Annotated in this window: 27 protein-coding genes and 1 tRNA gene; 8 read left to right on the plus strand and 20 right to left on the minus strand. The window is 60.4% G+C overall.

Annotation, left to right across the window (positions count from 1 at the left end):
* Nucleotides 1-393: 393 nt before the first annotated feature.
* The 5 genes from tsf to N6L27_RS01160 form a co-directional block, all read right to left on the minus strand.
* The gene (gene tsf, locus N6L27_RS01140; protein WP_271905232.1) at nt 394-1,269 is read right to left on the minus strand and encodes a translation elongation factor Ts; all 876 of its coding nucleotides are present in this window, start codon (nt 1,267-1,269) and stop codon (nt 394-396) included.
* Between the two features lie 80 nt (nt 1,270-1,349).
* Nucleotides 1,350-2,123, minus strand: coding sequence for a 30S ribosomal protein S2 (gene rpsB, locus N6L27_RS01145; RefSeq protein ID WP_039182953.1), 774 nt, complete (start codon nt 2,121-2,123; stop codon nt 1,350-1,352).
* A 182-nt stretch (nt 2,124-2,305) separates the two neighbouring features.
* Nucleotides 2,306-3,142 carry a lysophospholipid acyltransferase family protein gene (locus tag N6L27_RS01150; protein ID WP_271905234.1) on the minus strand — a complete coding sequence of 279 codons (837 nt, stop codon included), beginning with the start codon at nt 3,140-3,142 and terminating at the stop codon, nt 2,306-2,308.
* Entirely contained in the window at nt 3,139-3,894 is a 756-nt protein-coding gene (locus tag N6L27_RS01155; protein ID WP_271905236.1) for a GNAT family N-acetyltransferase, read from the minus strand. The genes N6L27_RS01150 and N6L27_RS01155 overlap by 4 nt, the downstream gene beginning before the upstream one ends.
* A 107-nt stretch (nt 3,895-4,001) precedes the next feature.
* Nucleotides 4,002-4,184 (minus strand): DUF3553 domain-containing protein, encoded by a 183-nt coding sequence (locus N6L27_RS01160; protein WP_039182960.1) that lies wholly within the window; start codon nt 4,182-4,184, stop codon nt 4,002-4,004.
* 34 nt (nt 4,185-4,218) lie between these two features.
* Between N6L27_RS01160 and N6L27_RS01165 the strand changes: the two genes are divergently transcribed.
* Nucleotides 4,219-4,815 carry a histidine phosphotransferase family protein gene (locus N6L27_RS01165; protein WP_271905238.1) on the plus strand — a complete coding sequence of 199 codons (597 nt, stop codon included), beginning with the start codon at nt 4,219-4,221 and terminating at the stop codon, nt 4,813-4,815.
* A 60-nt stretch (nt 4,816-4,875) separates the two neighbouring features.
* Here N6L27_RS01165 and N6L27_RS01170 read toward each other — a convergent pair whose 3' ends face one another.
* From N6L27_RS01170 to N6L27_RS01200, 7 genes are all read right to left on the minus strand, one after another.
* A complete protein-coding gene (locus N6L27_RS01170; protein WP_271905240.1) occupies nt 4,876-6,141 on the minus strand; it encodes a glutamate-5-semialdehyde dehydrogenase in 1,266 nt (421 codons plus the stop codon).
* A gap of 75 nt (nt 6,142-6,216) precedes the next feature.
* Nucleotides 6,217-7,323, minus strand: a complete 1,107-nt coding sequence (gene proB / locus N6L27_RS01175; protein ID WP_271905241.1) for a glutamate 5-kinase — start codon at nt 7,321-7,323, stop codon at nt 6,217-6,219.
* Nucleotides 7,311-8,345: a GTPase ObgE gene (gene obgE / locus N6L27_RS01180; protein WP_271905242.1), complete on the minus strand. Its 1,035-nt coding sequence runs from the start codon at nt 8,343-8,345 to the stop codon at nt 7,311-7,313. The genes proB and obgE overlap by 13 nt, the downstream gene beginning before the upstream one ends.
* Nucleotides 8,346-8,465: 120 nt before the next feature.
* Nucleotides 8,466-9,002 carry a GNAT family N-acetyltransferase gene (locus tag N6L27_RS01185; protein ID WP_271905243.1) on the minus strand — a complete coding sequence of 179 codons (537 nt, stop codon included), beginning with the start codon at nt 9,000-9,002 and terminating at the stop codon, nt 8,466-8,468.
* 249 nt (nt 9,003-9,251) lie between these two features.
* Complete coding sequence (gene rpmA, locus N6L27_RS01190) at nt 9,252-9,521, minus strand: 50S ribosomal protein L27 (protein ID WP_019297807.1); 270 nt, start codon at nt 9,519-9,521, stop codon at nt 9,252-9,254.
* An 11-nt stretch (nt 9,522-9,532) separates the two neighbouring features.
* The gene (gene rplU, locus N6L27_RS01195; RefSeq protein ID WP_039145986.1) at nt 9,533-10,096 is read right to left on the minus strand and encodes a 50S ribosomal protein L21; all 564 of its coding nucleotides are present in this window, start codon (nt 10,094-10,096) and stop codon (nt 9,533-9,535) included.
* A gap of 201 nt (nt 10,097-10,297) precedes the next feature.
* A complete protein-coding gene (locus tag N6L27_RS01200) occupies nt 10,298-11,149 on the minus strand; it encodes a DUF2059 domain-containing protein (protein WP_271905244.1) in 852 nt (283 codons plus the stop codon).
* A 122-nt stretch (nt 11,150-11,271) separates the two neighbouring features.
* Here N6L27_RS01200 and N6L27_RS01205 point away from each other — a divergent pair.
* Nucleotides 11,272-11,361 (plus strand) — tRNA-Ser (locus tag N6L27_RS01205).
* Nucleotides 11,362-11,555: 194 nt separating this feature from the next.
* On the opposite strand, the gene N6L27_RS01210 is transcribed toward N6L27_RS01205, so the two are convergent.
* From N6L27_RS01210 to N6L27_RS01220, 3 genes are read right to left on the minus strand one after another with little or no spacing between them, the layout of a single operon-like run.
* Nucleotides 11,556-12,617 (minus strand): methyltetrahydrofolate cobalamin methyltransferase, encoded by a 1,062-nt coding sequence (locus N6L27_RS01210; protein ID WP_039182976.1) that lies wholly within the window; start codon nt 12,615-12,617, stop codon nt 11,556-11,558.
* Between the two features lie 9 nt (nt 12,618-12,626).
* Nucleotides 12,627-13,553 (minus strand): methylenetetrahydrofolate reductase, encoded by a 927-nt coding sequence (locus N6L27_RS01215; protein WP_271905246.1) that lies wholly within the window; start codon nt 13,551-13,553, stop codon nt 12,627-12,629.
* Between the two features lie 24 nt (nt 13,554-13,577).
* Nucleotides 13,578-13,874: a virulence factor gene (locus N6L27_RS01220; protein WP_019297813.1), complete on the minus strand. Its 297-nt coding sequence runs from the start codon at nt 13,872-13,874 to the stop codon at nt 13,578-13,580.
* A gap of 285 nt (nt 13,875-14,159) precedes the next feature.
* Between N6L27_RS01220 and N6L27_RS01225 the strand changes: the two genes are divergently transcribed.
* Both N6L27_RS01225 and N6L27_RS01230 read left to right on the plus strand, forming a co-directional pair.
* Nucleotides 14,160-15,272 (plus strand): Ppx/GppA phosphatase family protein, encoded by a 1,113-nt coding sequence (locus N6L27_RS01225; protein ID WP_271905248.1) that lies wholly within the window; start codon nt 14,160-14,162, stop codon nt 15,270-15,272.
* Nucleotides 15,273-15,348: 76 nt separating this feature from the next.
* Nucleotides 15,349-16,065 (plus strand): RlmE family RNA methyltransferase, encoded by a 717-nt coding sequence (locus N6L27_RS01230; protein WP_065267361.1) that lies wholly within the window; start codon nt 15,349-15,351, stop codon nt 16,063-16,065.
* 6 nt (nt 16,066-16,071) lie between these two features.
* Here the strand turns inward: N6L27_RS01230 and N6L27_RS01235 are convergent, their stop codons facing one another.
* A complete protein-coding gene (locus N6L27_RS01235) occupies nt 16,072-16,260 on the minus strand; it encodes a hypothetical protein (protein WP_271905250.1) in 189 nt (62 codons plus the stop codon).
* Between the two features lie 129 nt (nt 16,261-16,389).
* Nucleotides 16,390-17,256, minus strand: a complete 867-nt coding sequence (locus N6L27_RS01240; RefSeq protein WP_271905251.1) for a YihY/virulence factor BrkB family protein — start codon at nt 17,254-17,256, stop codon at nt 16,390-16,392.
* A 134-nt stretch (nt 17,257-17,390) separates the two neighbouring features.
* Between N6L27_RS01240 and cls the strand changes: the two genes are divergently transcribed.
* Nucleotides 17,391-18,806 (plus strand): cardiolipin synthase, encoded by a 1,416-nt coding sequence (gene cls / locus N6L27_RS01245; RefSeq protein ID WP_271905252.1) that lies wholly within the window; start codon nt 17,391-17,393, stop codon nt 18,804-18,806.
* On the opposite strand, the gene N6L27_RS01250 is transcribed toward cls, so the two are convergent.
* Nucleotides 18,803-19,252 (minus strand): potassium channel family protein, encoded by a 450-nt coding sequence (locus N6L27_RS01250; protein ID WP_271905253.1) that lies wholly within the window; start codon nt 19,250-19,252, stop codon nt 18,803-18,805. The genes cls and N6L27_RS01250 overlap by 4 nt on opposite strands.
* 194 nt (nt 19,253-19,446) lie before the next feature.
* Here N6L27_RS01250 and N6L27_RS01255 point away from each other — a divergent pair, with 194 nt between their 5' ends.
* The 3 genes from N6L27_RS01255 to N6L27_RS01265 are packed head-to-tail and all read left to right on the plus strand — an operon-like array spanning nt 19,447 to nt 23,556.
* Complete coding sequence (locus N6L27_RS01255; RefSeq protein ID WP_271905254.1) at nt 19,447-20,103, plus strand: ABC transporter ATP-binding protein; 657 nt, start codon at nt 19,447-19,449, stop codon at nt 20,101-20,103.
* Complete coding sequence (locus N6L27_RS01260; RefSeq protein WP_271905255.1) at nt 20,100-22,517, plus strand: ABC transporter permease; 2,418 nt, start codon at nt 20,100-20,102, stop codon at nt 22,515-22,517. Before N6L27_RS01255 ends, N6L27_RS01260 begins: the two co-directional genes overlap by 4 nt.
* Nucleotides 22,507-23,556 (plus strand): lipocalin-like domain-containing protein, encoded by a 1,050-nt coding sequence (locus tag N6L27_RS01265; RefSeq protein ID WP_271905256.1) that lies wholly within the window; start codon nt 22,507-22,509, stop codon nt 23,554-23,556. Before N6L27_RS01260 ends, N6L27_RS01265 begins: the two co-directional genes overlap by 11 nt.
* Before the next feature lie 27 nt (nt 23,557-23,583).
* Here N6L27_RS01265 and N6L27_RS01270 read toward each other — a convergent pair whose 3' ends face one another.
* On the minus strand, nt 23,584-24,015 hold the full coding sequence (locus N6L27_RS01270) for a universal stress protein (protein WP_271905257.1): 432 nt from the start codon (nt 24,013-24,015) through the stop codon (nt 23,584-23,586).
* The gene (locus N6L27_RS01275; RefSeq protein WP_271905259.1) at nt 24,012-26,621 is read right to left on the minus strand and encodes a TRAP transporter permease; all 2,610 of its coding nucleotides are present in this window, start codon (nt 26,619-26,621) and stop codon (nt 24,012-24,014) included. Before N6L27_RS01275 ends, N6L27_RS01270 begins: the two co-directional genes overlap by 4 nt.

Below are 26,621 nucleotides of genomic sequence, written 5' to 3' on the forward strand. Positions count from 1 at the left end.
GGAGAGCCCTGTTTCAGAGGATCAAAAGACGTCAATTAGCGTCAAAAAGTATGGTATTCTGTACTACCGCTAAAGGATAATTCATTGCAAATTCCTCATGTTCCGTGAGTGGTGGCTTTGGCCTAGGAACTTTGGGTATTGAACCTTGCGATTACAGGGCTCTCCTACCTGATCGGGGGCAGGCACGTATAGATCCGTGTTCTGCCCCGATATTTGAGGGGTCCTGCCCATCCCCATCAGCGGGGCCCCTCGCACCTCCTCTGCGCAGCAAATTGCCGGTTTAGCAAGGGTGCTCGAGCCCCTCTCCTCCCTGCCCCTTTCCAGTCATCGGCGCACGAAAAAACCGGCAGGATTTCTCCTGCCGGTTTGCATGCTTCTTGACCTTGGAGCGGATCAGCCCTGTGCAGCCTTTGCCACTTCGGCTGCGAAGTCTTCCTTCTCGACTTCAATGCCTTCGCCGACTTCCACACGGACAAAGCCAGTGATGGTCGCGCCGGCTTCTTTCGCCGCAGCTTCCACGGTCAGGTCGGGGTTCACAACGAACTGCTGGTTCAGCAGGGTTGCTTCAGCCACGAATTTCTTCATGCGGCCTTCGATCATCTTCTCGATCACCTGCTCCGGCTTGCCGGATTCGCGGGCGATGTCGATCTGAACCTGCTTTTCCTTCTCAACGATGGAGGCATCCAGATCAGCTTCGGACAGCGCCGCCGGGTTCACGGCCGCGATGTGCATTGCAACCTGCTTGCCGATGGCTTCGTCGCCGCCGGTCATTGCGACCAGAACGCCGATCTTGCCCATGCCGGCGGTTGCTGCGTTGTGGACGTAGGAAACGACTGTTTCGCCTTCCAGGGTCGCCATGCGGCGCAGCGACATGTTCTCGCCGATGGTGGCGATCTTGTCGGTCAGGGTGTCGGCAACGGATTTGCCGCCCAGGTCTGCAGCGGCCAGGGCCTCAATGTCGCCAACAGCCAGAGCTGCGGCTGCGATTTTGCCGACCATGTCCTGAAAATCACCGTTTTTGGCAACGAAGTCAGTCTCGGAGTTCACCTCAACAGCAACGCCCTTGCCGCCTTCGACGACAACGGCCACCAGGCCTTCTGCGGCGGTACGGCCGGATTTTTTGGCGGCTTTCGCCAGACCTTTGGTGCGCAGCCAGTCAACCGCGGCTTCCATGTCGCCGTTGTTTTCAACCAGTGCTTTTTTTGCGTCCATCATGCCTGCGCCGGTGGATTCGCGCAGTTCTTTCACCATTGCTGCAGTGATTGCCATCTCTTGGCTCTCCTCAATTCAAAAACAGATTTGGGGCAGGTGATACCCTGCCCCGCATGTCAGTTCCGTGACAGGACGGATTAGGCCTCAGCAGCTGCTTCTTCAGCAACAGCTTCTTCTGCCGGTGCTTCTTCCAGCGCGCCCAGGTCAACGCCTGCTGCGCCCAGCTGAGCGGACATACCGTCCAGAGCCGCGCGGGCAACCAGATCGCAGTACAGCGAGATGGCGCGCGATGCGTCGTCGTTGCCCGGGATGATGAAGTCAACGCCATCGGGGGAGCAGTTGGTGTCGACAACAGCCACAACCGGGATACCCAGTTTCTTGGCTTCGGCGATGGCCAGCGCTTCTTTTTTCACGTCGATGACGAACAGCAGGTCCGGCACGCCGCCCATTTCACGGATGCCGCCCAGGGAGGCCTGCAGCTTCTCCTGGTCGCGTTCCATGCCCAGACGCTCTTTTTTGGTCAGGCCTTCGGCGCCGCCGGACATCTTCTCGTCGATTTCCTTCAGGCGGTTAATCGACTGGGAAACGGTTTTCCAGTTGGTCAGAGTGCCGCCCAGCCAACGGTGGTTCATGTAGTACTGAGCAGATTTCTCAGCAGCTTCGGCGATCGGGCCAGCTGCCTGGCGCTTGGTGCCGACAAACAGGATGCGGCCGCCCTTGGCGACGGTGTCACGGACAACCTGCAGCGCCTGGTCCAGCATCGGAACAGTCTGGGTCAGGTCCATGATGTGGATGCCGTTGCGCGCGCCATAGATGAAGGGCGACATGCGCGGGTTCCAGCGCTGAGTCTGGTGGCCGAAGTGAACGCCAGCTTCCAGCAGCTGACGCATGGAGAACTCAGGAAGAGCCATGCTAATATATCCTTTCCGGTTTCAATCCTCGGCGGGGGTTCAGAGCGGATGCTCCAACCGGGGGTCCGTCAGGGATGTCTCCCCTGATCAGGCCAAACCCCACCTGCGGGTTCGTAGGCGCGCCTATAGATCAGAAATTGTCAGCTGACAAGGGCTGCGGGGCGGAAAAGCAGCGCAAACCGTCAATTACCCGCCGGGCGGCCGGTTTCATGGCCGAAACGAACCATTTCCGCCGCCTTGGCGGCCAAGGATTTGCGGTCCGGAAAGTCCGAGACCTTCAGAGGCGGATGGTAGATCAGTTCCACCGCCCCCTGCCGCGGAGCTGCAAGGATCTTGAGCAGATGAGGCCCGAAGTCCATGTCGCCCCACCAGCCGTAAAACCGGTCTGGCTCTCCTTTGGGCGGCAGAAACCGCACGGAAACCGGTTGCACATGCAGCTGTTCGCGCAGTTCCTTTGTGAAAAAGGCGGCAAAGAGTGTTGTTTTAAATGGCAAAACCCGCAATCCGTCTGTCGAAGTGCCTTCGGGAAAAAACAACAGCTTGTGCCCCGCCAGCAGGCGCTGTTCGAACAGTTCCGCCTGCTCCCTTGCCTTTTTCGGATTGCGTTCGATGAAAACGGTGCCGGTTGCCTGCGCGAGCCAGCCAATCCCCGGCCATGTGGCGACTTCCGCCTTGGAGACGAAATAGATCCGCTTACGTGCATTGAGTGCGAAAATATCCAGCCAGGAGGAATGATTGGCAACCACTGCTCCGTTCCGGCGCATCAGGCCGCCCCGGGTTCTGTAATTGATCCCGAGAAGGCGGAACGCATTGCGGCAGACAAACTGGGTGATGAACGGTGTTACCGGGCGCCGAACGCCAAAAAGGGGCCGCTCGGCAAGCCGAACCATCAGCAGAATGGCCAGCCCGCCGAACACCAGCAGCGCCAGCGGAAGACCGCGCAAAAGCACTAGCAACCAGCCAGCAAAGGGGATCCGTATCGGGTCCGGGGGATCTTCGCTGTGCCAGCTGATGTTCATTCCCGGCCTCCCGTGTAGATCCTGCGCTGACGCTCATTCATCCGCGACGTGTCCAGGATCAGGCAAACATCGGTGGTGTTGAAGGCATGATCGACATAGGCGCCTTCGCCGACAAAACCGCCGAGGCGCAGATATGCCTTGATCAGAGACGGTATTTCGACCATGGCGCGCTTTCGGTCCAGATCATCAACGCCCACCAAGTCCATGGTTTGAAATTTCTTTGACCGCACACGCAGATCTGGCGGCGCCAGATGGTTGTGGTGCAGCATGGCAAGCGGATTGGCCAGCGCCTTGGGGTTGGTGCCATGGAAGCTTGCGACGCCGAACAGCAGCTCAATCCCGTGCTTTTCTACATAGTCCGCCAGTCCGGACCAAAGGTGAAACATGGCCATGCCGCCACGGTAATCGGGGTGAAGGCAGGACCGGCCCAATTCCAGCAGCCGGCGGCCTGAGGCCTTCAGCGCACTCAGGTCGTATTCATCCTCTGAATAGAACTGTCCCGCCTGTGCCGCCTGGTCATCACGCAGCAGCCTGTAAACCCCGGCCACCGTGCCCGTGGCCTCATCCGTCACCAGCATGTGGTCGAACAAGGGGTCGAACCTGTCCCGCTCCAGCCCAACCTCGTGATCGACCATCTCGCCGCCACCGCCCAGTTCACGCACGAACACGTCATAGCGCAGGGCCTGCGCGGCGCGCAGTTCATCCTCAGATTCAGCGATTTTCACAGAAAACTCCGGGGCGGCGTCTGCCATTTGCTCACCTTCGCATCGTTGAGGGTTGAGCGCTGCAAGCCAATCAGGCAAAGAGCGCGCAGGTATTGGGGAAAATTTGAGGGAATACGTTAACCCTTCATAAACCGTTATGGATCAAAGACGGGAATAAGGGAGACACGCGCTCCGTCAATCACAAGCTTGCCCTGGTCGGGAAAGTTCACAGTGATCTTGCCGCCCGCGTTCGACTGCACCTGGCCCACTCCCCAATCGGGGTGATCCGGGTGACGGACGAACATGCCGGGGGTGAAAATAGCGTTGAGGTCATTCATAGGGGGATGGCCCAGTTCGGAGGAAGTAATAGTTATGGGTGTAGATAACGCCAATCTGGCCGCATTGGTAGGGTCGCGGATCTGTCATGATCTGATCAGCCCGGTCGGCGCCATCAACAATGGTTTGGAGCTTCTGGGCATGGCCGGCAGCATGTCGGGACCAGAGCTGGAGCTGATTTCCGACAGTGTCGCAAATGCCAATGCGCGCATCCGTTTCTTCCGCATCGCCTTCGGCTCCGCCGGCGACCAGCAGACACCGCGGGCAGAGGTGGTTTCCGTGCTTGAAGACGTCAGCAAGGGCGGACGCATTCAATATCAATGGTCGCCACTGGAGGGCTGCACCCGCAGCGAAGCACGCCTTGCGCTTCTGTCGGCGCTGTGCCTGGAAAGCGCTCTGCCCTATGGCGGCACGGTTAAAATTTTCTGCGCAGATGGCAAATGGACGGTGGTCGGCGAAGGCCGCAAGGTCACGGTGGATGATGAATTATGGGCCCGGGTCAGCGGTGGCAGTTCAAACGCCGAGATTACCCCGGCACTGGTCCAGTTCGCCTTGCTGCCAGAGGCCGCCAAGGAAGCAGGCCGCACTGTGCGGCTCGAGCTGAACCTTGAAAACATCTCGATGCAGTTCTGAACACCGTATTTACACAATGAAACGCCGGGCGATCTGCCCGGCGTTTTGCATTTCCGTGGGTCAGGCGCGCGTAGTGCCGTTGCCGCGCACCAGATATTTGAAACTGGTAAGCTGGGTTGCCCCCACCGGGCCGCGGGCGTGCATCTTGCCCGTGGCGATCCCGATTTCTGCCCCCATTCCGAACTCGCCACCATCGGCAAACTGAGTTGAGGCATTGTGCATCAGGATGGCGCTGTCGAGTTCTGAAAAGAACTTCTGAACCGCGTCCTCGTCCTCAGTGATGATGCAATCGGTATGCTGGGAGTGATGCGTGCGGATGTGCTGGATCGCTTCATCTATGTCCGCTACCTGCTTGGCTGCAATGATGGAATCCAAATACTCCTTCCCCCAGTCTTCAGCCGTTGCGGCGGTCATGCCGTCCGGTCCGGGCAGCCTTGCCTCGGCGCGGATTTCAACGCCGGCAGAGGCCAGCGCGTCCAGAACCATTTTGCCAAGCGTAGGTGCAATGTCCTGATGGATCAGAAGGCACTCGGCAGCACCGCAGATGCCGGTGCGGCGTGTCTTGGCGTTCAGCACCACATCCAGCGCCTTCTGCGGATCTGCAGCCTTGTCGAGGTAGATGTGCACGATGCCCTCGAGGTGGGCAAAAACAGGCACCCGCGCCTCGCGCTGCACAAGCCCGACCAATCCCTTGCCGCCGCGCGGGACGATGACATCCACATAGTCTGTCATGGTCAGCAGTTCCTGCACCGCGGCGCGGTCGCGGGTTGGAACCAGCTGCACGGCGTCTTCCGGCAGGCCTGCGGATTTCAGACCTTCTGCCAGGCAGGCATGGATCGCTTGCGAGGAATGGAAGCTTTCGGAGCCGCCGCGCAGGATCACCGCGTTGCCCGATTTCAGGCACAGCGCGCCGGCATCGGCGGTCACATTGGGTCGGCTTTCGTAAATCACACCGATCACGCCCAGCGGTGTGCGGACACGCTGGATCTTGAGGCCGGTGGGCTGTTCCCACTCATCCATCACCTCGCCAACCGGGTCGCGCTGTTCCGCCACGGCACGCAGGCCGTCAACGATGCCTTGAATACGCGCCTCGTCCAGCATCAGACGGTCCATCATCGCGTCTGACAGCCCCTTACCGCGGCCAAACTCCAGATCCTTGGCGTTTGCGGCGATGATCTCTGCACGGCGGCTCCAGACCGCTTCCGCGGCTCCGATGAGCGCTGCATATTTGCGTTCTGCGCTGGCCGTGGCCAGGGTTTGCGCTGCTTGCTTTGCACGTTTGCCAAGCTCCGCCATCACGGCGGGGATGTTTTCATTGTCTTTCATATGTCTCGTGCCCTTGCCGGTCCCTGTCTGGCACTGATTGCCGTCCCGGCTGGAATAAACTATCAGGTGGTGCGGTCAAAGCGCCATATCATCGCGGTGGATCAGCGCGGCGCGGCCGGGATAGCCCAGCGTCGCCTCTATCTCCTGCGATTGGCGCCCCTGGATGGCACGGGCCTCGTCCGCGGTATAGCGCGACAGCCCCTGCCCCAGTTTGCGCCCGTCTGGGCCTAGGATGGCCAGCGGATCGCCGCGGCCAAAGTCACCCTCCACATGACGAACGCCTGCAGGCAGCAGGCTTTTACCGGACATCAGCGCCCGGGCGGCGCCTTCGTCGATGGTCAGAACGCCGCGGGTCTTCATCGCCGCGATCCAGCGTTTGCGCGCAGCCTGCGGATCCCCCTGCCCGGTGAACCAGGTGCAAGGCGCACCTTCCTCAAGTGTTTTCAACGGGTTCAAAGGTGAACCTTCAGTGATCGCCATGGCGCAGCCAGCGGCGGTTGCCATCTTGGCAGCCAGCAGTTTGGTGATCATGCCGCCCTTGGACAGGCCGGAAACGCCGTCCCCGGCCATCGCCTCAATCTCTGGCGTGATTTCATCAATCCGGTCATAGCGTTTGGCATCAGCGTCCAGCGCGGGGTTGGCGCTGTAAAAACCATCCACATCTGACAGCAGGATCAAAGCATCAGCCCCAACGGTCACCGCAACCTGCGCCGCCAGACGGTCGTTGTCACCATAGCGGATTTCATCGGTGGCAATGGTGTCATTCTCGTTGACGATGGGTACCGCTCCCATGCCCAAAAGCGTCTCCAGCGTCGCGCGGGAGTTCAGGTAGCGGCGGCGGTTTTCGCTGTCTTCCAGCGTCACCAGAACCTGCGCAGTTGTGATCCGGTGCGGCGCCAGCGCCTCCTCATAGGCGCGGGCAAGGCGGATCTGACCGACGGCAGCGGCGGCTTGGGATTGCTCCAGAGGCAGGTCAGCACGCGGCATGCCTAAAACACCACGCCCCAGGGCGATAGAGCCGGAGGACACCAGCACAACGTCGGTGCCGCGCGACTTCAGCCAGGCAACGTCATTGGCCAGCGAATGCAGCCAGCCAGCACGCAGCTCACCGGTCTCCCGGTCAACCAGCAGCGCAGAGCCGATCTTGACGACAATGCGTTTTGCCGACGTCAGGGCTGCCAAGGCGCTTCCTCCTCGGCGGGCTTCATCCGCAGGCGGTCGTCGTCGATCTCATTGCGCAAGGCGCGCAGGATCTCGTTCACGCCCTGGCGGCTGACGCCAGACATGAGATGCACTGGACCGCCAACAGCCTCTTCCAGAGCTTTGCGCTTCTCGTCCATTTCCTCCGGGTCGATGGCATCGACCTTGTTCAACGCCGTGATCCGGGTCTTGGTGGCCAGAACACCGCCGTAGGCCTCCAGCTCACCGATGATGGTCTCGTAGTCCTCGACCACGGTATCGGAAGTGCCGTCAATCAGATGCAGCAGCACCGCGCAGCGTTCCACATGGCCGAGGAAACGGTCACCGATCCCCTTGCCCTCATGGGCGCCCTCAATCAGGCCCGGGATGTCCGCAACCACAAACTCGGTATTATCGATGCCGACCACGCCCAGGTTAGGGTGCAGCGTGGTGAAGGGATAATCCGCGATCTTGGGCCGGGCATTGGAAGTCGCCGACAGGAAGGTCGACTTGCCGGCGTTCGGCAGGCCCAGAAGCCCGGCATCCGCAATCAGCTTGAGCCGCAGCCAGATGGTGCGGTCCACGCCTTCCTGCCCCGGATTGGCGCGGCGCGGGGCCTGGTTGGTGGCAGATTTGAAATGCAGGTTGCCGAAACCGCCGTTGCCGCCCTTGGCAAGCAGCACCCGCTCGCCGGGCACGGTGAGGTCGGCCAGAACGGTTTCCTGATCCTCGTCCAGGATCTCGGTTCCGACAGGCACACGCAGAATGATGTCGTCGCCGTCCTTGCCCGTGCGCTGGCGGCCCATTCCGGACTGGCCGTTCTTGGCAAAGAAGTGCTGCTGATAGCGGAAGTCGATCAGAGTGTTCAGCCCCTCGGTCACCTCAGCCCAGACTGAGCCGCCCTTGCCGCCGTCACCTCCATCCGGGCCGCCGTATTCAATATATTTTTCACGGCGGAAACTGACGCAGCCGTTCCCGCCGGCGCCCGAGCGGATGTAGACCTTTGCCAGATCGAGGAATTTCATGACAGCTCCTTAATGCGGCAGGCACCCTGCCCCGTCCGCGCAGTACAAGTATCCCGCCAGAGCCCAAGGCCGTGGCGGGACTGTTTCGATTGCCTTACCGCAAAGCGCTTGCCGCGCCAATCACAGTTTTCGGCTGTAGGTCCAGGTTGGAACGGTTGTGTCGCGGGCCACCGAATAGCTTTCGGCGTCGCCCAGATAGTCGAAGCCGCAATGGATCAGCACCCGTGCCGAGGCCGGATTGTCCTGAAAGACGCAGGCGAACATCGCATCGTTGTTCTGGGGGTTGGCATCGACCAGCGCCTTCAGCGCGGCTGATGCCAGCCCTGTGTTCCAGAACGGCGGCGCAGTCCAATAGGACACCTCCGACTGGTTCCGGTCCATCCGCTTGAGCCCGATCACGCCCTTCAACTCGGAATCGCCCTCGACCGTGCCGTCAATCACCCAAACGTCTTCATCCCGTTCTTCAGCCATCGCGCGGGCCACAAATGCCTCAGCCGCGCCTGGCGGCAGCGGATGCGGTACTGAACGTGTCATCCGGGCGACGCGCTGGTCGCTGACGTAATGCTCAATCAGGCCGGCATCGGACTTTCGCAGCGGCCGCAACACAAAACGTTCTGTTTCGATAACTTGCTGGCACACGATCTGTTCCAGGTTCATGGGTCTGCTCCTCCTCAGCCCGTATTCTTGCGGCTGCTTGCTTGAGATGTGTCTGCGCGGCTGCCACAGCAATAGTTACAGCGTTCAAATTGTGCAAAAATTCCCGTTTGCCGGGCGTGAACACATTCTAAGCGCGCCCTAACATCGGACTTTACTGGGAAACTCATCACATTCTCACAGACTAAAACGGCAAAGGGGACCGGCCTTGTAGCCGATCCCCCTAAAGATTTCTTTACCCTTCGGGTCGGCTTACTCAGCGGCCTCCGCCACTGGGAGAACCGATACAAAGGTGCGGCCTTTCAGGCCTTTGCGGAAGCTCACAGCACCGTCAGCAGTTGCAAAGAGTGTGTGGTCCTTGCCCATGCCAACGCCTTCGCCGGCCCAGAACTTGGTGCCGCGCTGACGCACGATGATGTTGCCTGCGATGGCTGCCTGGCCACCGTAGAGTTTCACGCCAAGGCGGCGACCAGCAGAGTCGCGGCCGTTACGGGAGGAACCGCCAGCTTTTTTATGTGCCATTCTCTCTCTCCTTAGCCTTTGGCCAGTTCTTTGGCCTGCTCAACCCACTCGGGCTTCACTTTGATCGCCTCGATACCAGCAATGTCGTCTTCGGACAAGGCTGCGATCTGGGCGAAAGTGGTCAGGCCGGCTTCTGCCAGTTTCTTGGCAGCAGCGGGACCAACACCGGTCAGGGCAGTCAGGTCGTCCGAACCTGCAGCAGCTTCAGCGGCCGGAGCAGCTTTGGCTTTGGCAGCAGCTTTCGGTGCGGCTTTGGTTGCGCCCGAAGCCAGGATCTCGGTGATCCGGACCAGGGTCAGCTTCTGACGGTGGCCTTTGGTGCGCTTGGAGGAGTGCTTCCGGCGGCGCTTGACGAAGTGGATCAGCTTCTCGCCTTTGATCTGCTCGATCACTTCTGCCTTGACGGCTGCGCCGTCAACCAGCGGAGCACCGACAACCGGAGCGTCGCCGCCCAGCATCAGAACTTCGTCGAATTGGATGGTGTCGCCGGCATCTGCAGCAAGTTTCTCAACGCGGAGCACGTCGCCCGCCTGAACCTTGTACTGCTTGCCGCCAGTCTTGAGGACCGCAAACATATGCGTCTTTCCTTTTCTAACCGCGTCCTACGGCCCCCTTGCGGGCGTTTCGGCAGATGCCGCCTCGAACAGCGCGCCCTTGGATGGGCGTATGACAAATAAACCCCGGCGCACGGATTCCGGGCCGGGATGCGGGCTTATGGTTCGGAATTCCGGGGGTGTCAACCGTTTTCCACAGGCGCGCCGGCTGATCTGCGGAAATCAGATATCCTGGCCCGGTGTCAGCTCAGCCATGCGGTGGGCAAGTTCCTCAAAACGGTTGGCTGTGATCTCATACTGGACCGCGTTCAGCAGTTCATAGACCCGTTGCATCGGCTCCTCCTCCAGGGCCTCAACATATGCCTGCACCTCGGCGTCCGAGAACTCCTGATAGGTATAGGCCGAAGCCGCCAGGCTGGAGGCCTGCAGGCTGAGGCGCAACTCGCCCTCCTGCTCCTTCATCAGCGCCCGCAGCTCATCGGCGTCAAGTTCCAGGTCAATCACACCAGCAGCAGCGGCGGCCATCAGGAAGCGGAACTGGATCTGCTGCAGCGCCTTGACGCCAGTGCCAGCAGCATCAATGGCCGTTCCCATCCGCTGGTACATCGCCACCCTTTTGCTGCCAGCCTTGACCAGATCCGAGATGATGCGGTTTCCAGCCAGCTGCTTCACCTCGTCATCCTCAATCAGATGAGACGAATTTTCCGCGCGCACCAGACGCTTCCCAAGGTCACTGGCATAGAAAGCGGCAGCATGGTCCAGCGCGGCATCGTCCAGGGTGTTTTCCAGGATGTCCAGCGCCAGGCCGCGCATCTTGTCAGTGTCAAAGACGTCTTCGGACATTTCGGTCCACTGGCTGCCAAATGCGCCGGCATCAACGCCCAGCATGTCCGGGGCAGTAGAGGCTGACAGCGCAATGCTGTCGAGCGCCACATCGAAGCCGGTGATCTTTAGAAATGCCTCCACCTGCGTACGGTCCGCGGCAGCAACGGGCTGCGCGGCACCCCAGCAGCCGAGCCACATCACGGCAAGACAGCGCATCAGGAAAGCGGGGAACGGAAGGAACATCTGCATAGTGCAAATCTAAGCAAAAACCTTTGGCTGGCAACGGAAATCCGGCTTTTTTTGCCAAAGCCGCATTTCCCGCTTGCGCCGGCCCGGAATCAACCTTAAACGCTGCCCCACCAGACCCCCGCGGAGAGGTGCCGGAGTGGTCGAACGGGGCGGTCTCGAAAACCGTTGTGGGTGCAAGCCCACCCAGGGTTCGAATCCCTGTCTCTCCGCCATCCCCCTTACAGGCCGCTTCAACATCAGACCGCAGAACTACGCGGTGACGCGACTATTTCGTCCGCTTGCAGTGACCCCCAGGTGCGTTCCGAACGCCTGCAGCGGCCTAACATCGCCCCAACCACCCTTGAAATCACAAACAAAAAGGCCGGACATTGCTGCCCGGCCTTTGTATTCCTTCGCTTTGCGCGGATCAGGCGCGGCGGCGGCGTCCGCCGGCGCGGCCGCCACGGCCGCGGCCTTCTTCACCCTCGGCTGCCGGGGGCTTGTTGAATTTGATCCACTCGCCGCCATGCGGGTCGTTGTTGGTCAGGAAGTTGGCGGCGCGGATGGCCTCCATCTCTTTACCGGCGCGCGGCTTGGTGGAACCGAGGCCGAACATGGTGACAAACGCCTCGTCGTCCATGGCTTCCGGCAGGATGATGCCAGCGGCTTCGACGGCGGCCTTCTTCTCGGCGATTGCCTTTTGGGTCACCGGCAGCGCCACCGGGTTCATGATCGCAGAAGTCATGCCGGCGCCCATTGCCATCGGCAGGAAGGCGTTGTTGATGCCGTGACGGTTCGGCAGGCCGAAGGAGATGTTGGACGCACCGCAAGTGGTGTTAACACCCAGCTCTTCGCGCAGACGGCGGACCAGGGCAAAAACCTGCAGGCCGGCAGTCGCCATGGCGCCAACGGGCATCACCAGCGGGTCCACCACGATGTCATGCGCCGGGATGCCGAAATCGGCAGCACGCTCGACGATCTTCTTGGCGACGGCGAACCGCACGTCGGGGTCTTCCGAAATGCCAGTGTCGTCGTTGGAGATCGCCACAACCGGCACGTTGTACTTTTTGACCAGTGGCAGGATCTGCTCCAGGCGCTCTTCTTCGCCGGTGACCGAGTTCAGCAGCGGACGGCCTTCACAGACTTCCAGGCCAGCTTCCAGCGCGCCGGGAACCGAGGAGTCGATGCAGAGCGGCACGTCAACCAGGCCCTGAACCAGCTCGACGATCTTCTTCATCAGCGGCGGTTCAGTCTCGTTCGGGTTCGGGTTGGAGTTGTAAACCACACCCGCGTTGATATCGAGCACGGTTGCACCGGCCAGAACCTGTGCCACAGCGTCCTTTTCAACGGTGGAGAAATCGCCGGCTTCCAGCTCGGCCGCCAGTTTCTTGCGGCCGGTCGGGTTGATGCGCTCACCGATGACGCAGAACGGCTCGTCAAAGCCCAGGACCGCGGTTTTTGTTTTTGATTCTACGACTGTACGGGTCATTGTGGATCCTTAGGAGTTAACCGGCTTGGCGGAGTCGCCGCCGTTGTTGATGGCCCAGGTGGCATTGGTCTTGATGCCGCCCAGCGGGAAGAAGTGAACCTTCTCGATTGCAAAGTCAGGGTTGGCTGCCTTGTGGGCTGCCAGACCCGCCAAAACCTCACCCGGCTCATGCGGCAGCAGCAGCTTGGACACGTCCTTGGCGCGCTTCTGCAGAACTTTCAGCGACGGGCCGACGCCGCAGGCGATGGCAAATTTGATCATGGTCTGCAGTTTGGCCGGGCCGGCGATACCGATGTGAACCGGCAGGTTCATGCCGCGCTCGTTCAGCTCGTTCACCCAGTCGATCACGGGCTGTGATTCAAAGCAGAACTGGGTTGCCAGCGCCATCCGGGCGTCGGTGCGCTTGGAGAATTCCTGTTTCCAGTCCAGCGCCGCATAGGTGTTGGCGCGGCCGCCTTTGGGGTCGATGTCCAGGTTCGGCTCGGGGTGGCCTGCCACGTGCAGGTTGGTAAAGCCTACCTGGTCGAACAGGCCGGTCTCCAGCAATTGCATCGAGCTGTCGAACTCACCGTGCGGCTTGGCAACGCCGCCCGCCAGAATCAGGCCCTGCTTGACGCCGGCTTCGCCCTGATAACGGTTGATCCAGTCACCCAGGGTCGCCTTGTCCTTGATGATCCGCGCCGGGAAGTGCGGCATCACATCATAGCCTTCGCCAGCGATGCGCTTGGCGGTATCGACCATATCCTCGATCGGCGTGCCTTCGATGTGCGCAATGTAAACGCGCGTTCCGGCGGGCAGCAGGTCGCGGAAGTCCTCCACCTTTGCAGCAGTACGCGGCATCACCTCGATGGAATACCCCTTCAGGAAAGCCTCCATCTCCGGGGTGGCGGATTGGCCTGCGCCAGAGTCGCGTTTTTTAAAGTTCAGCAAAGCCATCACGGCCTCCCAAAGTGGTAAGGGTCACGCCCATCCGTCATTCGCAATCAGTGCCTTCAGGCGGTCCTGATCATACTCAGTTTCCAGGCGCTTCGCTTCGGCTTCGGCGACTTCAGCCGCCTCGCCTTCAGCAGAGAAAGGCGCGGCCTTGCGCCATTCAGCCAGATAAGCGTCCGCGTCTTTTGCGTTCACCTTCATAGCTGCGCGGTCAATTGCCTGCTCGAACCGTTCTTCGAGCTGACGCTTGGCGCCGCGGCGGCCTTTGCCAACGATGACCTGCGCGGGGATATCGCGCCAGTATACGATCGTAACGTCGGGCATGCCTTGCTTTCCTCCTAACCTGAATAGACCACGTTCTAGTGCGGTGGCGCGCCGCAGGTTGGTCGATTTTCGACAACACGATGGGATTGAGCGACGTTTTGCTGCCGCGACACTAGCTTTGTGCACCTGTGAATGCCACAGCGGCGAACCGCCAAAATATTCATGTGGATTATGAGATTTCCGGGAAGCAGCGGAATTTGCTTCACTTCTGCCCCCGCGGCGCTTGCGCCTGTGCAGCCGCGCACCTATTGTCATTGTTAACACGATAATCGGAGGGCGTGAATCATGGCGCCCAGGCGCTCGAAAGGTGCGGGCGCGTTTCCCAAAGCGGTTGAGACCCCTGCACCGGCCCGTCCCGATCCTGATGCGCTTTATGCGGCGCTGGATCTGGGTACAAATAGCTGCCGCATGCTGATTGCCCAGCCCAAGGGCAGCGGCATTCATGTGGTCGACAGTTTTTCCAAGTCGGTGCAGCTCGGCGCCGGGCTGGAGCGGACCGGACGGCTGTCGCGGTCGTCGATGGCGCGTACCATTCAGGCACTGCGTATCTGCCAGCAGAAACTGAAACGCAATAAGGTCAAGCGGATGCGGCTGGTGGCCACAGAGGCCTGCCGCCGCGCCAAGAACGCACGCGACTTTATCCGCCAGGTGAAACGGGAAACCGGGCTGACGCTGGAAATCATCCAGCCGGAGGAGGAAGCGCGGCTCGCAGTGATTTCCTGTGCACCACTGGTGTCCACCAAGACCGAGCAGCTCTTGGTGGTTGATATCGGCGGCGGCTCGACCGAACTGGTTTGGATCGACGTCTCATCTGTGCCGCGGCGCGACCGCCCTGCGGCCATCATGCGTCTGCACAACGGGTTTCACCCGACCGAAAGCCCCTTCCCTGCCGCCAAAGTGGTGGACTGGATTTCGGTGCCGCTGGGAGTCGCCACGCTGCGCGACCAGTTCAACGACGTGGAGGATGACGCCGCGCGTTTTGCCCTCATGAGCTGGTTTTTCGAGGAGAACCTCACCGATTTCGCCCCTTACAAGGACGAACAGGCACGGGCGGGCTTCCAGATCGTCGGCACCTCCGGCACCGTCACCACTGTGGCTGCATCGCATCTTGGCCTCAAACGCTATGACCGGACCAAGGTGGACGGGTTGCGGATGACCAGCGATCAGATTGACAAAGTGATCCGGGGTTATCTAGAACTCGGCCCTCAAGGCCGCCGCCGCGATCCCCGCATCGGCGAAGACCGGCAGGCCCTGATCATGTCCGGCTCCGCCATCCTGCAGGCGCTGCTGCGCTGCTGGCCCACTGACCGCCTGTCGGTCGCGGACCGCGGCCTGCGCGAAGGCCTGCTTTATGCGCAGATGAGCGCGGATGGTGTTCTGGAAGACGGCCCCTATTAGGCGGGGCCGGTAGAATTGGATTTTTCCGGGCCGGAGGTGTCGAAACTCCGGGCACCCGGCGCAAATGGTGGCAGTCATGGCAAAGACACCGACAGGAAAGAATACTTCGGGACGCGGGCAGCGGGATCTGAAGGTCAATGTGAAGACCGCGCGCGGACGCAAGCTCAGCTCGACCCGCTGGCTGCAGCGCCAGCTGAACGATCCTTATGTCAAACGCGCCCAGGCCGAAGGCTACCGCGGCCGGGCCGCCTATAAGATCATGGAGCTGGACGACAAATTCCGCTTCCTGGTGAACGGTGCGCGGGTGGTCGACCTTGGCTGCGCGCCGGGCGGCTGGGCGCAAGTGGCTGTGAAGCGGATCAACTCCCTGGGCGAAAAACAGGGCAAGGCCGTCGGCCGCATCATTGGTGTAGACCTGCAAGAGGTCGAACCGCTGGCGGGGGCAGAATTCCACCAGCTCGACTTCATGGACGACGGCGCGGACGAGCAGGTCAAGGAATGGCTTGGCGGCAAGGCGGACGTGGTGATGTCGGACATGGCGGCGGCCAGTTCCGGCCACAAGCAGACAGACCATTTGCGGATCATTTCGCTGTGCGAAACTGCAGCCTACTTCGCCTTTGACGTGCTGGAAGAAGGCGGCACTTTTGTCGCCAAGGTTCTGGCCGGCGGTGCAGAGGGTGAGTTGCAGAAGCTGCTGAAGCAGAAGTTCACCAAGGTGATGAACATCAAGCCGCCCTCCTCGCGGTCGGACAGCTCAGAGAAGTTTGTGGTTGCCACGGGGTTCCGCGGCTAAGCCTGCTCAGACCTGACGGTTATGGGGCATGGTCAGCGACCGGGCGGCCATTGTGCGAAGCAAGATGGCCTCGTCGCCCTCTTCGTCAGTCAGCCGGGAAACCCGCAGTTCGCGGCCGGCATTGCTGGTCATGCCACGTTGTCGCATCAGTTCAAACAGCCGCATGCGGCGCAGTTTGTTTTGCAGTTTTGTCATGGTGGCCCCTTCTGGATCCGCTGCTTTCCAGCAGTCCTAGGGGCCGATTGGGCTGAGACCGGGGCGCAATTGTGGCAAGCCTGCCTTATTGTTGAATAAATGGAAACAGTTGCACCAGGGCCGCAGGTTCTATGTCCGGCCCATGCTGTTGGCCATATCGATGAGGGCACCGTTGAATTCCGCGCCCAAGATCAGAATAGCGGAGTTAAGATACAAAAAGATCATCGCCGCCATCGCGCCTGCCAGGCCTGCATACGTGGCTGAATACTGAGCAAATGAGCCGACATAGATCGCAAAGCCGCTGCCGCAGAGCAGCCACAGCAGCAGCGTCAGCACAGCGCCCGGCAGAATGCGCCGGATACGATGCACCCGCCCAGGCAGCAGAACATGAAAGGCCAGCACTGCACCCGTTGGCAGCGCCAGCGCCAGAAGCCCCCGCAGCCCCTGCTCCCAGCCTTGCGGCACAGAGGCAAAAGGCAGCAGCTTGGCAATGTGGCGCACATAAAGCGGCATGATCACTTCAAACACCGTGACCGCCAGAATGCCCGCTCCGCCAAGAATGACCAGCGCGATGCACAAGGCTCGGGACCGCCAGAACGGCCGGGTGTCCGTGTCGTGATAAGCCTGGACCATGGCGGTCCGCACTGCGTCGACCCCGTTTGACGCAAAATAAAGCGCAAACAGGCCGCCCAGTGTCACCAGTTGCGTATTGGACGTACGCAGCACCGCCTTCAGCTCAGTCAGGATCGGCCGTGCCACCGCATCCGGCCAGACACTGAACACCTGCTCCGTCATCGCCTCGACCTCGACCTCCTGCGACAAGAGACCAGCAACGGTGCCCGCAAGTGCTACGGTGAACAGCACAAAAGGAAAAAGCGCCAGCATCATCGACATGGCGATGTGACTGCTCATCACCCAGCCGTTCTTGCTGTTGAAGCGGCCGGCGGCGGATAACAATGCGGCTGGCCACATGCGGAGTGGCGGAAGGATCGGCATAGCCGCAACGTCCCACAACTGCAGGGCAATTGCCAGCGTCAAATAATTGCCCCTACTGATCAGAACCTCCACGGGTATGGCGGGGAACCCGGATCAGTACTAGTCTGACACTTAGGCAGATTTTGGAGCCATCTATGTTCTGGATCGTTCTAAGCACGGCGGCCTTGGCCGCAACCTGGACGGCGGCCGGAGTGGCAGCACTAAGCGCAGCACGTACTGCACGCACCCCGCAAGGGGCCATCGGCTGGGTCGTGTTCCTTCTGTCGGCTCCGGTGCTGGCTCTGCCTGCCTACATGATTTTCGGCCACCACCGCTTCAAAGGATACTGGACGACCCGCCGGGCTGCGGAGCAGGCCGTTATCGCCAAGCGCAACTTTACCACTGCCCGGACACAAGACGTTTCTGAACTGACCGTAAATACAGCCCCCTTTGAGGTGATTGCAGGTCTGAACGTCTGTCAGGGCAATGGCATGAGACTGCTGCTCAACGGCACAGAAACCTTCACCTCCATCTTCGAAGCGATTGATAACGCGCAGGATTACATTCTGGTGCAGTATTACATCCTGCACGCCGACGGCGTCGGGATGCAACTGCAGAACCGGCTGATTGCCGCCGCACAGCGTGGTGTGACTGTCTGGCTCATGACGGACAGCATTGGCAGCCGAAAGCTGCCGCGCGACTACAAGCAAGCGCTGGAAAACGTCGGCGTCAACATGATTGATCCAGCGGTCCAGCGCGGCCCCTGGCACCGTTTGCGGATCAATTTCCGAAACCACCGGAAAACTGTGATCGTGGATGGGCGGATTGGCTTTACCGGCGGTCTCAACGCCGGGGAGGAATACATGGGGCTGGATCCGGAATTCGGACCTTGGCGCGATACGCACGTCCGGCTTACCGGACCCGTGGTCCAACAGCTTCAGTTGTCCTTTGCAGAAGATTGGCACTGGCGAACCCAAGAACCTATCCTGGACCTTCTTGCCTGGAAGCCCGAAGTGTCACCGCAGGACCTGCCAGGCCTCATCGTCTCGACTGGGCCAGGTGACACAACCGGCAATGGCTCCATGCTCTATTTCTCCGCGATCACTGCGGCGCAGTCCAGGATCTGGCTGGCGTCTCCATACTTCGTTCCTGATCAGGATGTTTTTGCAGCCTTGAAGCATGCGGGCCTGCGGGGTGTTGATGTCCGGGTACTTTTGCCAGAAACTATTGACCACCACCTGCCATGGCTCGCCAGCTTTGCATTTTTTGATGAGTTGCGCGACGCCGGGGTTCGGATCCTGCGCTATCAGGGCGGCTTCATGCACCAAAAGTGCTTTGTAGCCGACGACACAATTGCCGGCATCGGGACCGCAAACCTCGACAACCGCTCCTTCCGGCTGAATTTCGAAACCATGGCGCTTTTTTTTGATCCGGGCCCCGCCTCCGAAATTGCCAACATGCTGGCAGAAGACTTTCAGAGTGCGTACGAAATGACCGAAAGTCTGAGCCAGCAGAAACTCTGGATCAGGCTTCTGGCACCTGCAGCGCGCCTGTTCGCCCCAGTGCTCTAGCCGTCCGCGCCGGGACGTTGTCCATTGAAGGAAAACAGCCGCCCCATGGCACTTACAAGGAACGCTGTGCTGATCCCGAACCCGAACAGCCCCGTTACCGCAGCCAAGGCCGCAAAAATCCTAAGAGCAGGCCCCAGCACCACATCGCCATAGCCAAGCGTGGTATAGGTCACCAGCGAGAAATACACCGACGTGTTCCAATCCTCGATCGCGCCGACCATAACAAAGGCCGAAGACCAGATCCAAACCTGGGCCGTATGGCTGCCGAGAATGATAAAAATGGCAACCAGCAGCATCAGCCCCAACTGCCAGGGCCGGTAGGGTTTGGGAAACCGTTTGGACATCCTGTTCAGCACCGAGGCGCACCAGACCAATACCGTGATTTCAAGGATCAGGCAGGCGCTGAGGTAGATTGACCCCCACAGAAGCTGGTTCCACAGCGTCACGCCTAACCTCCCGTTTGAACTTGCTTTGGCAACCCTTGGCTGCACCATAGAAATCCCGTGTGAAAGACGCAATTGCAGCATTCCGCCACGGCGCAGTGACCCTACATCACGGTCTCGCGTCTGGACATAGCCGGCACAAGCGTATTGAGTAATTTGGCAGCAGATAAAGGCCCGAGGCGCAGAGACAGACGCAAATGGTTCTGACAATCCGCAATGTGACCAAGCGTTTTCCGGGCCAGACGGAGGAAACCGCCGTGCTCCGCGGGGTATCTCTGGATCTGGATCGCGGCCGCAGCCTGGCCCTGACAGGAGAAAGCGGATCCGGCAAGAGTACCCTGCTGCATCTGGCCGGTGCGCTGGACCATTTTGAAAGCGGCGAAATCACTATTGGCGGCACGCGTCTCTCCGAGCTGGGTGACACTCAGCGCGCCGCGCTGCGCCGCCGTGATGTTTCGCTTGTTTTCCAGCAATTTAACCTGATACCTTCACTTGATGTCAGCAAAAACATCGTCTTGCATGCGCGTCTTGGCGGCAGATTGGATGAGGGCTGGGTGACGCGGCTTTCAGAGCGGCTAGGGCTTGCTGGTCTTCTGGACCGCTATCCCGAACAGCTTTCCGGCGGACAGCAGCAGCGTGTGGCAATTGCCCGCGCGCTTGCTGTGCGGCCCAAATTGCTGCTGGCAGATGAGCCGACCGGAAACCTGGATGAAACGGCCAGCGCAGCCGTGATGGAACTGATGCTGGAACTTGTCCGGGAAAGCGGCACTGCACTGTTTCTGGTTACCCATTCAGAAGCAATTGCCCGGATGCTAGACCAGCGCCTGCATTTGCGGCACGGCAAGGCCGCATGATAAGCGCTGCGCTTCCAGCAATTCTGTCCCATTGGCGGCGCCACCCTCTGCAACTGGCTACCCTGATCGCCGGGCTGGCGCTCGCGGCCGGTTTGTGGTCGGCCGTCCAGGCAATCAACGCCGAGGCGCGGGCGAGTTACTCCCGCGCAGCCGAACAGCTTGGCACGGCGGGACTTGCCCGGCTTGTTCCAGAGTCCGGATCCATCCCAATTGCCCGCTACGCCGAGTTGCGGCGCTCGGGATGGAAGCTTGCTCCAGTGCTGGAAGGAGTTGTCAGATTCGACCGGCAAAGCTTTGATATCATGGGTGTTGACCTGCTCCAGCATCCGAACGCACCGGACCTTGCCAAAGCCGCAGAAGCCGACTCCGCAGCACCACTGGAGGCACTGCGGCCGCCAGGGCGGATTTTTGCGCACCCGGAAACAGCCGCGCTTTTTTTCAAAGCGCAGCAAGTGCATCCAGTAACCCCTTTGGAGGCGTTGCCGCGGGGACTTGGAATGGCGGATCTCAGCCTCGCCAGCCATTTGCTCCGGCAGCCAGACAGTTTGAGTTACCTGCTGGTTCTGCCTGAACAGCCGCCTGGACTGGACCCGCTTGCCGAACTTGCGCCGGAACTGACCTTCATCCCTGCCCGCGCAGCGGCCTCGGATACGGCACGGCTGACGGACAGTTTTCATCTGAACCTTACCGCTTTTGGCCTGCTGTCCTTTGCTGTCGGCCTGTTCATCGTTCAGGGCACCATCGCGCTGAGCTTGGAACAGCGGCGCGGGATGATCCGGACCCTGCGCAGTCTTGGTGTGCCTATGCGGCTGCTGACCGGTCTGTTTATCGCCGAACTCGCCGCCATTGCCCTGGTAGCGGGTATTGCCGGGCTTGTGTGCGGCTACCTGTTGGCGGCGGCATTGCTGCCCGGCGTCAATGCGACCTTGGCCGGGCTTTATGGCGCGTCCGTGGATGGCAGTTTGTCACTGCGCCCGGGCTGGGTGTTTTCAGGGCTTGCGATGACGCTGGGCGGCGCGTTTCTGGCCGGTGCGCGGTCGCTCTTTGCGCTTTGGCGGATGCCGATTCTGGCTGCTCCGGCAACCCGCGCCCGCGGCCAGCAAGCCAGCCGTTCGCATGTGGTCAGCGCTTTCTCCGGCGTTGCAACCATAATTGCTGGTTTAGTAATTATATCGATTTATCAGAATCTTATTGCAGGCTTTGCATTCCTTGGCGCACTCATGCTGGGCGCTGCGCTTTTGCTGCCGCTGCTGATTTCGGCGGGCCTATCGCTCGGAGCGAAGATGGCAAAGGGCGCGTTGACTGAATGGCTGTGGGCTGACACCCGCGCTCAGCTCCCTGGCATGTCCCTGGCATTAATGGCACTGCTGCTCGCTTTGGCTGCGAATGTTGGCGTTGGCACAATGGTGTCCAGTTTCCGCCTGACCTTTACCGGCTGGTTGGATCAGCGCCTGTTCGCGGAAGTCTATGTCACTGCTGCAAGCGATGCTCAGGGTGCTGAACTGGCGCAATGGCTGGAGACGCAGGGCGTCACGGCACTATCCCGCAGTTATCATGACACCCGGTTCAAGAGCGCACCGCTGCGGGTTTACGGATTTGAAGATGACTCAGCCTACAGGTCCAACTGGCCCCTGTTGGACGCCTTGCCGGATGTCTGGGACAAAACCGCGAGAGGTGACTCTGTGCTGATAAACGAGCAGCTTGCACGCCGGCACGGGCTGGTACCCGGCAAAATCCTGGAACTTGAACCTGGATGGCGCCTGCCAATTGCCGGGGTTTACTCGGATTACGGCAATCCGAACGGCCAAGCCATGGTTGCGCTGCAAGCGCTGCAAAAACACGTGCCTGGCCTGCCCAACCGGAGTTTCGGCCTGCGCGCAGCTCCGCAAGAGGTTTCCACCTTGATCACCTTAATCAGACAGAGGTTTGACATCCCAAGGGAAAACATCACAGACCAAGCCACAGTCAAGGCGCGTTCACTGGAAGTTTTCGACAGAACTTTTGTCATTACCGCGGCTTTGAACCTGCTGACGCTGGGTGTCGCGGGGTTTGCGCTGCTGACCAGCCTGCTCACGCTGTGGAGCCAGCGCCTGCCTCAGCTAGCGCCGGTATGGGCCATGGGCGTGACCCGCCGCCAGCTGGCCGCCGCTGAGGTTCTGCGCAGCCTTCTGCTTGCGGCTGGCACAGCGGTTCTTGCGCTGCCACTGGGGCTGGTTCTGGCTTGGGTTCTGCTTTCGGTGATAAATGTGGCAGCCTTTGGCTGGAAGCTGCCCATGTATCTGTTTCCGCTAGATTGGCTGCGGCTGTTTGTGCTGGCACTTCTCGCTGCGGTTACTGCTGCAGCCCTTCCAGCGTGGAGGCTGAGCCGGATTGACCCGGCAGATCTGCTCAAGGTATTTGCCAATGAACGCTAAGATCTTTCTAGTTGCCTCGGGCCTCATCTGGGCAACTGCCGTGCAGCCGCAAGGCTATGCCGGGCTGGGAACGGACGCGGAGGGGTTTGCTATCCCAAAACCCGATACCGGGCCGACCTTCCCTGCGGACCACGGCCCTCACCCTGATTTCCGTATTGAATGGTGGTACTTGACGGCCAACCTTGAAGGCGCGGATGGCGCAGATTATGGCATTCAATGGACACTGTTCCGCTCTGCTCTGGCCCCCGGAGAAGCAGCAGGCTGGCAAAGTCCGCAAATCTGGATGGCTCATGCCGCCGTCACCACAAAAGACAAGCACCTGTTTGCTGAACGTATCGCGCGCGGCGGTGTAGGACAGGCTGGTGTGCAAACGCATCCCTTTTCCGCATGGATCGACAACTGGCAAATGCGTTCCGCCGATGAGACGATTGAAAATATTTCTCTTTCCGCCTCCGGAATGGAGTTCTCCTACGACCTGAATCTAATGGCGGACGGCCCGCTGGTTCTGCAAGGCAATGCCGGCTACTCCGTCAAGTCTGCCAGTGGCCAGGCGAGCCATTATTATTCTCAGCCTCACTATATGGTTTCCGGAACACTGTCGCTGCCTGACGGGCCGGTGGATGTCACCGGCCATGGCTGGCTGGACCGCGAATGGTCAAGCCAGCCGCTGGCAGAGGATCAAAGCGGCTGGGACTGGTTTTCGCTCAGCTTCGACAGCGGCGAAAAGCTGATGGGGTTTGTCCTGCGCGGTGCACGCGGCGATTTCACCTCCGGCACCTGGATATCCGCTGACGGCACCGCCGAACCGCTGGAACCAGGCGCTTTTCAAGCGCAGCCGCTTGGTATCAGAGATGTTCAAGGCCGCGAGATGCCCACGCACTGGCATGCCTCTGTGCCAGACAAGGGTGTTTCCGTCGAAGTTCTGGCGCTGAATCCGCAAAGCTGGATGGGCACCTCGTTCTCTTATTGGGAAGGCCCGGTCACGGTCACAGGAAGCCACAGCGGCAAAGGCTACCTTGAGATGACCGGCTACGAATAAGGGCGCCCGCAGGCGCCCTTGTTTAACTTAGCGGACCACAAAGACCGAACAGTCCGAGTGGCGGATCACCCGGGCCGCGTTTGGCCCCAGCAGGTAATCCTTCAGGTCCCGCTTATGCGCGCCGATCACGATCAGCCCGCTGCCTGCGGTTTCCGCAACCTTCAGGATTTCCTGATAGGCCGTCCCGGTCGCCACCAGATGGCGGACCCTGGCATTGCGCTCCTTGCCAAGAACGCTTTCGCACAGGCCGGTCAGCCGTTGAGTGGTGTCTTTGACAGCCTTCTCGTGGTGGTGCTCCTCAAAAAAGCCCGAGACCCAGCTTTCACCAAAGTCTGGCAGCACGTTGACAACATCCAGCTGCGCGCCATCCAGATCGGCCAGCCGGGCAGCCTGAACCAGAACTTTTTCGTCCAGATCCGGGTCGTTCAGTTCCAAGGCGCAAAGAACAGGTTTTCTCATGCTGTTACTCCTTCTTCTTCACGCGCGCGGCCGCGCTGCATAAGGGCAACCAGCGCCACCAGCAGAAGTGCCGGCAGGAACATCAGTTCCTTCGGAAGCTGGCTGGCGGGGGCCTGGATGGTGACGATCTGCACCGGCGCGTCGGCATAGAAATCGAAGCTTTCCAGGTTGGGGGCTGCAGGCGTGCCGAACATCGGCTCTTCCAGCTTGACCGCACCATCCTCTTCCAGCAGCAGCAGACCATAGGCATCCAAGGCCGCCTGCCCGTCCGAGCCATCGGCGGTCATGATCATCGTGGTGCTCTTGATCTCAGAAGTGTCGAAATCGGGACCTTCAACAGTGATCCGAAGCTCAGCTCCCGGTTCTGCCTCACCCAGAGCCTGCGCCAGCTGGGCCGGCGGAACCTGGGTAAACGGCGGCATCACCCGGTCCATGAAGAAATCCGGCCGGAACAGCGCAAAGGCTGCAAAGATCAGCAGGATGCTCTCATAGATCCGGTTGCGGCTGACGAAGTAGCCCATGGTGCCCGCGGTAAAGACAAGAATCGCAATGGTGGCTGATATGGCCACAAGTATCCCCTGTATCCAGTTTACATCGATTAGCAGCAGGTCGGTGTTGAAGATAAACACAAAAGGCAGTGCCACAGTCCGCAAGCTGTAGAAGAAGGCGGTGAAACCTGTGCGGATCGCATCCCCGCCAGACACCGCCGCGGCGGCAAAGCTGGCAAGCCCCACAGGAGGTGTCACGTCAGCCATGATCCCGAAGTAGAACACAAACAGGTGCACAGCAATCAGTGGCACGATGAGACCGGACTGGGCACCCAGTTCCACGACCACACCCGCCATCAGCGAGCTGACGACGATGTAGTTGGCGGTGGTTGGCAGGCCCATGCCCAGCACCAGCGACAGAAGGCCAACCATCACCAGCATCAGGATCAGGTTGCCGCCGGAGACGAACTCGACCAGATCAGCCATCACCTGTCCGACTCCGGTCAGGGTCACGGTGCCGACGATCACGCCAGCCGTTGCTGTGGCCAGCGCGATACCGATCATATTGCGGGCGCCGTCGATCAGGCCGTTCCACAGGTCATGCACACCTTCCACGAAGGCGTTTGCCATGTCGCTCTGACCGCGGAAAATGGCCTTGAGCGGTTTCTGGGTCAGCAGTATCACAAACAGCAATGCTGTGGCCCAGAATGCCGACAGGCCGGGCGACTTCTGTTCAATCATCAGGAAGTAGACCAGCACGATGATCGGCAGCAGGTAATGCAGGCCTGCCTTGTAGATCTCAGCAACAACCGGCAGTTCGACCTCTTTGGCGTTGGGGTCATCCGGCACCAGGTCATCAACACCCGAAGCCAGCCACAGCAGCGCGATGTAGGCAACCACGACCAGCGCCGACAGGGTCAGGCCGGAGGCACCGGGCATCGCTGCGACAATCCACTTCACCGGGTACTGAACGCCATAGCAGAGCGCCGCAAAGCCCGCGAAGAACAAAGCCATGCCGCCAATAGTGCGGCCCATGGACACCACGCGGTTGCCCAGCGTCGGCATGTTCCGCTTCACGGCCTCAAGGTGCACGATATAGACCAGCGCGATGTAGGAAATCGCAGCCGGCAGAAAGGCATGGGTGATCACCTCGACATAGGAGATGCCCACGTATTCCACCATGAGGAAGGCCGCAGCACCCATCACCGGCGGCATGATCTGGCCGTTCACGGAGGACGCGACCTCGACCGAGCCAGCCTGCTCAGAGGTGAAGCCAACCCGCTTCATCAGCGGGATGGTGAAAGTGCCGGTGGTGACCACGTTGGCGATGGAGGAGCCGGAAATCAGGCCTGTCGCAGCAGAGCCGACAACAGCCGCCTTGGCCGGGCCGCCGCGCAGGTGGCCAAGCGCGCCAAAGGCCATCTTGATGAAGTAATTGCCGGCCCCCGCCTTATCCAGCAGCGCGCCAAACAGCACGAAGAGGAAGACGAATTTGGTGGAGACACCCAGGGCAATGCCAAACACGCCCTCGGAGGTGATCCACATGTGGCTCATCGCCTTCTTCAGGCTGGCACCTTTCCAGCGGATAACCTCGGGCACCCATTCGGAGGAGCCGAAGAAGACATAGGCCAGGAAGATCGTCGCAATGATCGCCATCGCCGGGCCAAGCGCGCGGCGTGCGGCCTCGAACAGCAGGAGCAGGCCTGCCAGCGCAAACCATTTGTCCATGTCGTCGGCAAGTCCGCCGGAATCAACGATTTTTTGGTAGAAGATGTAGCCATACATGGCGATTGCAGTACCGGCCAGCGCGAACATCCAATCCTGTACAGGAATGTAATTCCGCGGGCTGGACTTGAATGCGGGATATGCTGCGTAGGCCAGGAAAATGGCAAAAGCCAAATGAATTTGGCGGGAATTGTTGATCACGCTGCCAGGCAGCAGCTGATTGGCCAGCGGCGAGGCCAGGATGACTTGGAACACGGACCAGATGACGGCGACAATCGCCAGAAACAGTCCCACGCTTCCCACCGGGTTGCGGGCGCCGGCGTCTGAGGACGCGACAAGTTCCTGAAGCTCTTCTTCACTGAGCGGCCGATTTCCCTGAGCATCGGATGTCAT

It is taken from the genome of Leisingera sp. SS27 (genome assembly GCF_028368855.1).
In the GTDB taxonomy this organism is placed as follows: Bacteria; Pseudomonadota; Alphaproteobacteria; order Rhodobacterales; family Rhodobacteraceae; genus Leisingera.

Coding starts and splice junctions, on each gene's coding strand:
- tsf (WP_271905232.1), bottom strand. CDS start 1,269: ATGGCAATCACTGCAGCAATGGTGAAAGAACTGCGCGAATCCACCGGC.
- rpsB (WP_039182953.1), bottom strand. CDS start 2,123: ATGGCTCTTCCTGAGTTCTCCATGCGTCAGCTGCTGGAAGCTGGCGTT.
- N6L27_RS01150 (WP_271905234.1), bottom strand. CDS start 3,142: ATGAACATCAGCTGGCACAGCGAAGATCCCCCGGACCCGATACGGATC.
- N6L27_RS01155 (WP_271905236.1), bottom strand. CDS start 3,894: ATGGCAGACGCCGCCCCGGAGTTTTCTGTGAAAATCGCTGAATCTGAG.
- N6L27_RS01160 (WP_039182960.1), bottom strand. CDS start 4,184: ATGAATGACCTCAACGCTATTTTCACCCCCGGCATGTTCGTCCGTCAC.
- N6L27_RS01165 (WP_271905238.1), top strand. CDS start 4,219: ATGGGTGTAGATAACGCCAATCTGGCCGCATTGGTAGGGTCGCGGATC.
- N6L27_RS01170 (WP_271905240.1), bottom strand. CDS start 6,141: ATGAAAGACAATGAAAACATCCCCGCCGTGATGGCGGAGCTTGGCAAA.
- obgE (WP_271905242.1), bottom strand. CDS start 8,345: ATGAAATTCCTCGATCTGGCAAAGGTCTACATCCGCTCGGGCGCCGGC.
- N6L27_RS01185 (WP_271905243.1), bottom strand. CDS start 9,002: ATGAACCTGGAACAGATCGTGTGCCAGCAAGTTATCGAAACAGAACGT.
- rpmA (WP_019297807.1), bottom strand. CDS start 9,521: ATGGCACATAAAAAAGCTGGCGGTTCCTCCCGTAACGGCCGCGACTCT.
- rplU (WP_039145986.1), bottom strand. CDS start 10,096: ATGTTTGCGGTCCTCAAGACTGGCGGCAAGCAGTACAAGGTTCAGGCG.
- N6L27_RS01200 (WP_271905244.1), bottom strand. CDS start 11,149: ATGCAGATGTTCCTTCCGTTCCCCGCTTTCCTGATGCGCTGTCTTGCC.
- N6L27_RS01210 (WP_039182976.1), bottom strand. CDS start 12,617: ATGACCCGTACAGTCGTAGAATCAAAAACAAAAACCGCGGTCCTGGGC.
- N6L27_RS01215 (WP_271905246.1), bottom strand. CDS start 13,553: ATGGCTTTGCTGAACTTTAAAAAACGCGACTCTGGCGCAGGCCAATCC.
- N6L27_RS01220 (WP_019297813.1), bottom strand. CDS start 13,874: ATGCCCGACGTTACGATCGTATACTGGCGCGATATCCCCGCGCAGGTC.
- N6L27_RS01225 (WP_271905248.1), top strand. CDS start 14,160: ATGGCGCCCAGGCGCTCGAAAGGTGCGGGCGCGTTTCCCAAAGCGGTT.
- N6L27_RS01230 (WP_065267361.1), top strand. CDS start 15,349: ATGGCAAAGACACCGACAGGAAAGAATACTTCGGGACGCGGGCAGCGG.
- N6L27_RS01235 (WP_271905250.1), bottom strand. CDS start 16,260: ATGACAAAACTGCAAAACAAACTGCGCCGCATGCGGCTGTTTGAACTG.
- N6L27_RS01240 (WP_271905251.1), bottom strand. CDS start 17,256: ATGCCGATCCTTCCGCCACTCCGCATGTGGCCAGCCGCATTGTTATCC.
- cls (WP_271905252.1), top strand. CDS start 17,391: ATGTTCTGGATCGTTCTAAGCACGGCGGCCTTGGCCGCAACCTGGACG.
- N6L27_RS01255 (WP_271905254.1), top strand. CDS start 19,447: ATGGTTCTGACAATCCGCAATGTGACCAAGCGTTTTCCGGGCCAGACG.
- N6L27_RS01260 (WP_271905255.1), top strand. CDS start 20,100: ATGATAAGCGCTGCGCTTCCAGCAATTCTGTCCCATTGGCGGCGCCAC.
- N6L27_RS01265 (WP_271905256.1), top strand. CDS start 22,507: ATGAACGCTAAGATCTTTCTAGTTGCCTCGGGCCTCATCTGGGCAACT.
- N6L27_RS01270 (WP_271905257.1), bottom strand. CDS start 24,015: ATGAGAAAACCTGTTCTTTGCGCCTTGGAACTGAACGACCCGGATCTG.
- N6L27_RS01275 (WP_271905259.1), bottom strand. CDS start 26,621: ATGACATCCGATGCTCAGGGAAATCGGCCGCTCAGTGAAGAAGAGCTT.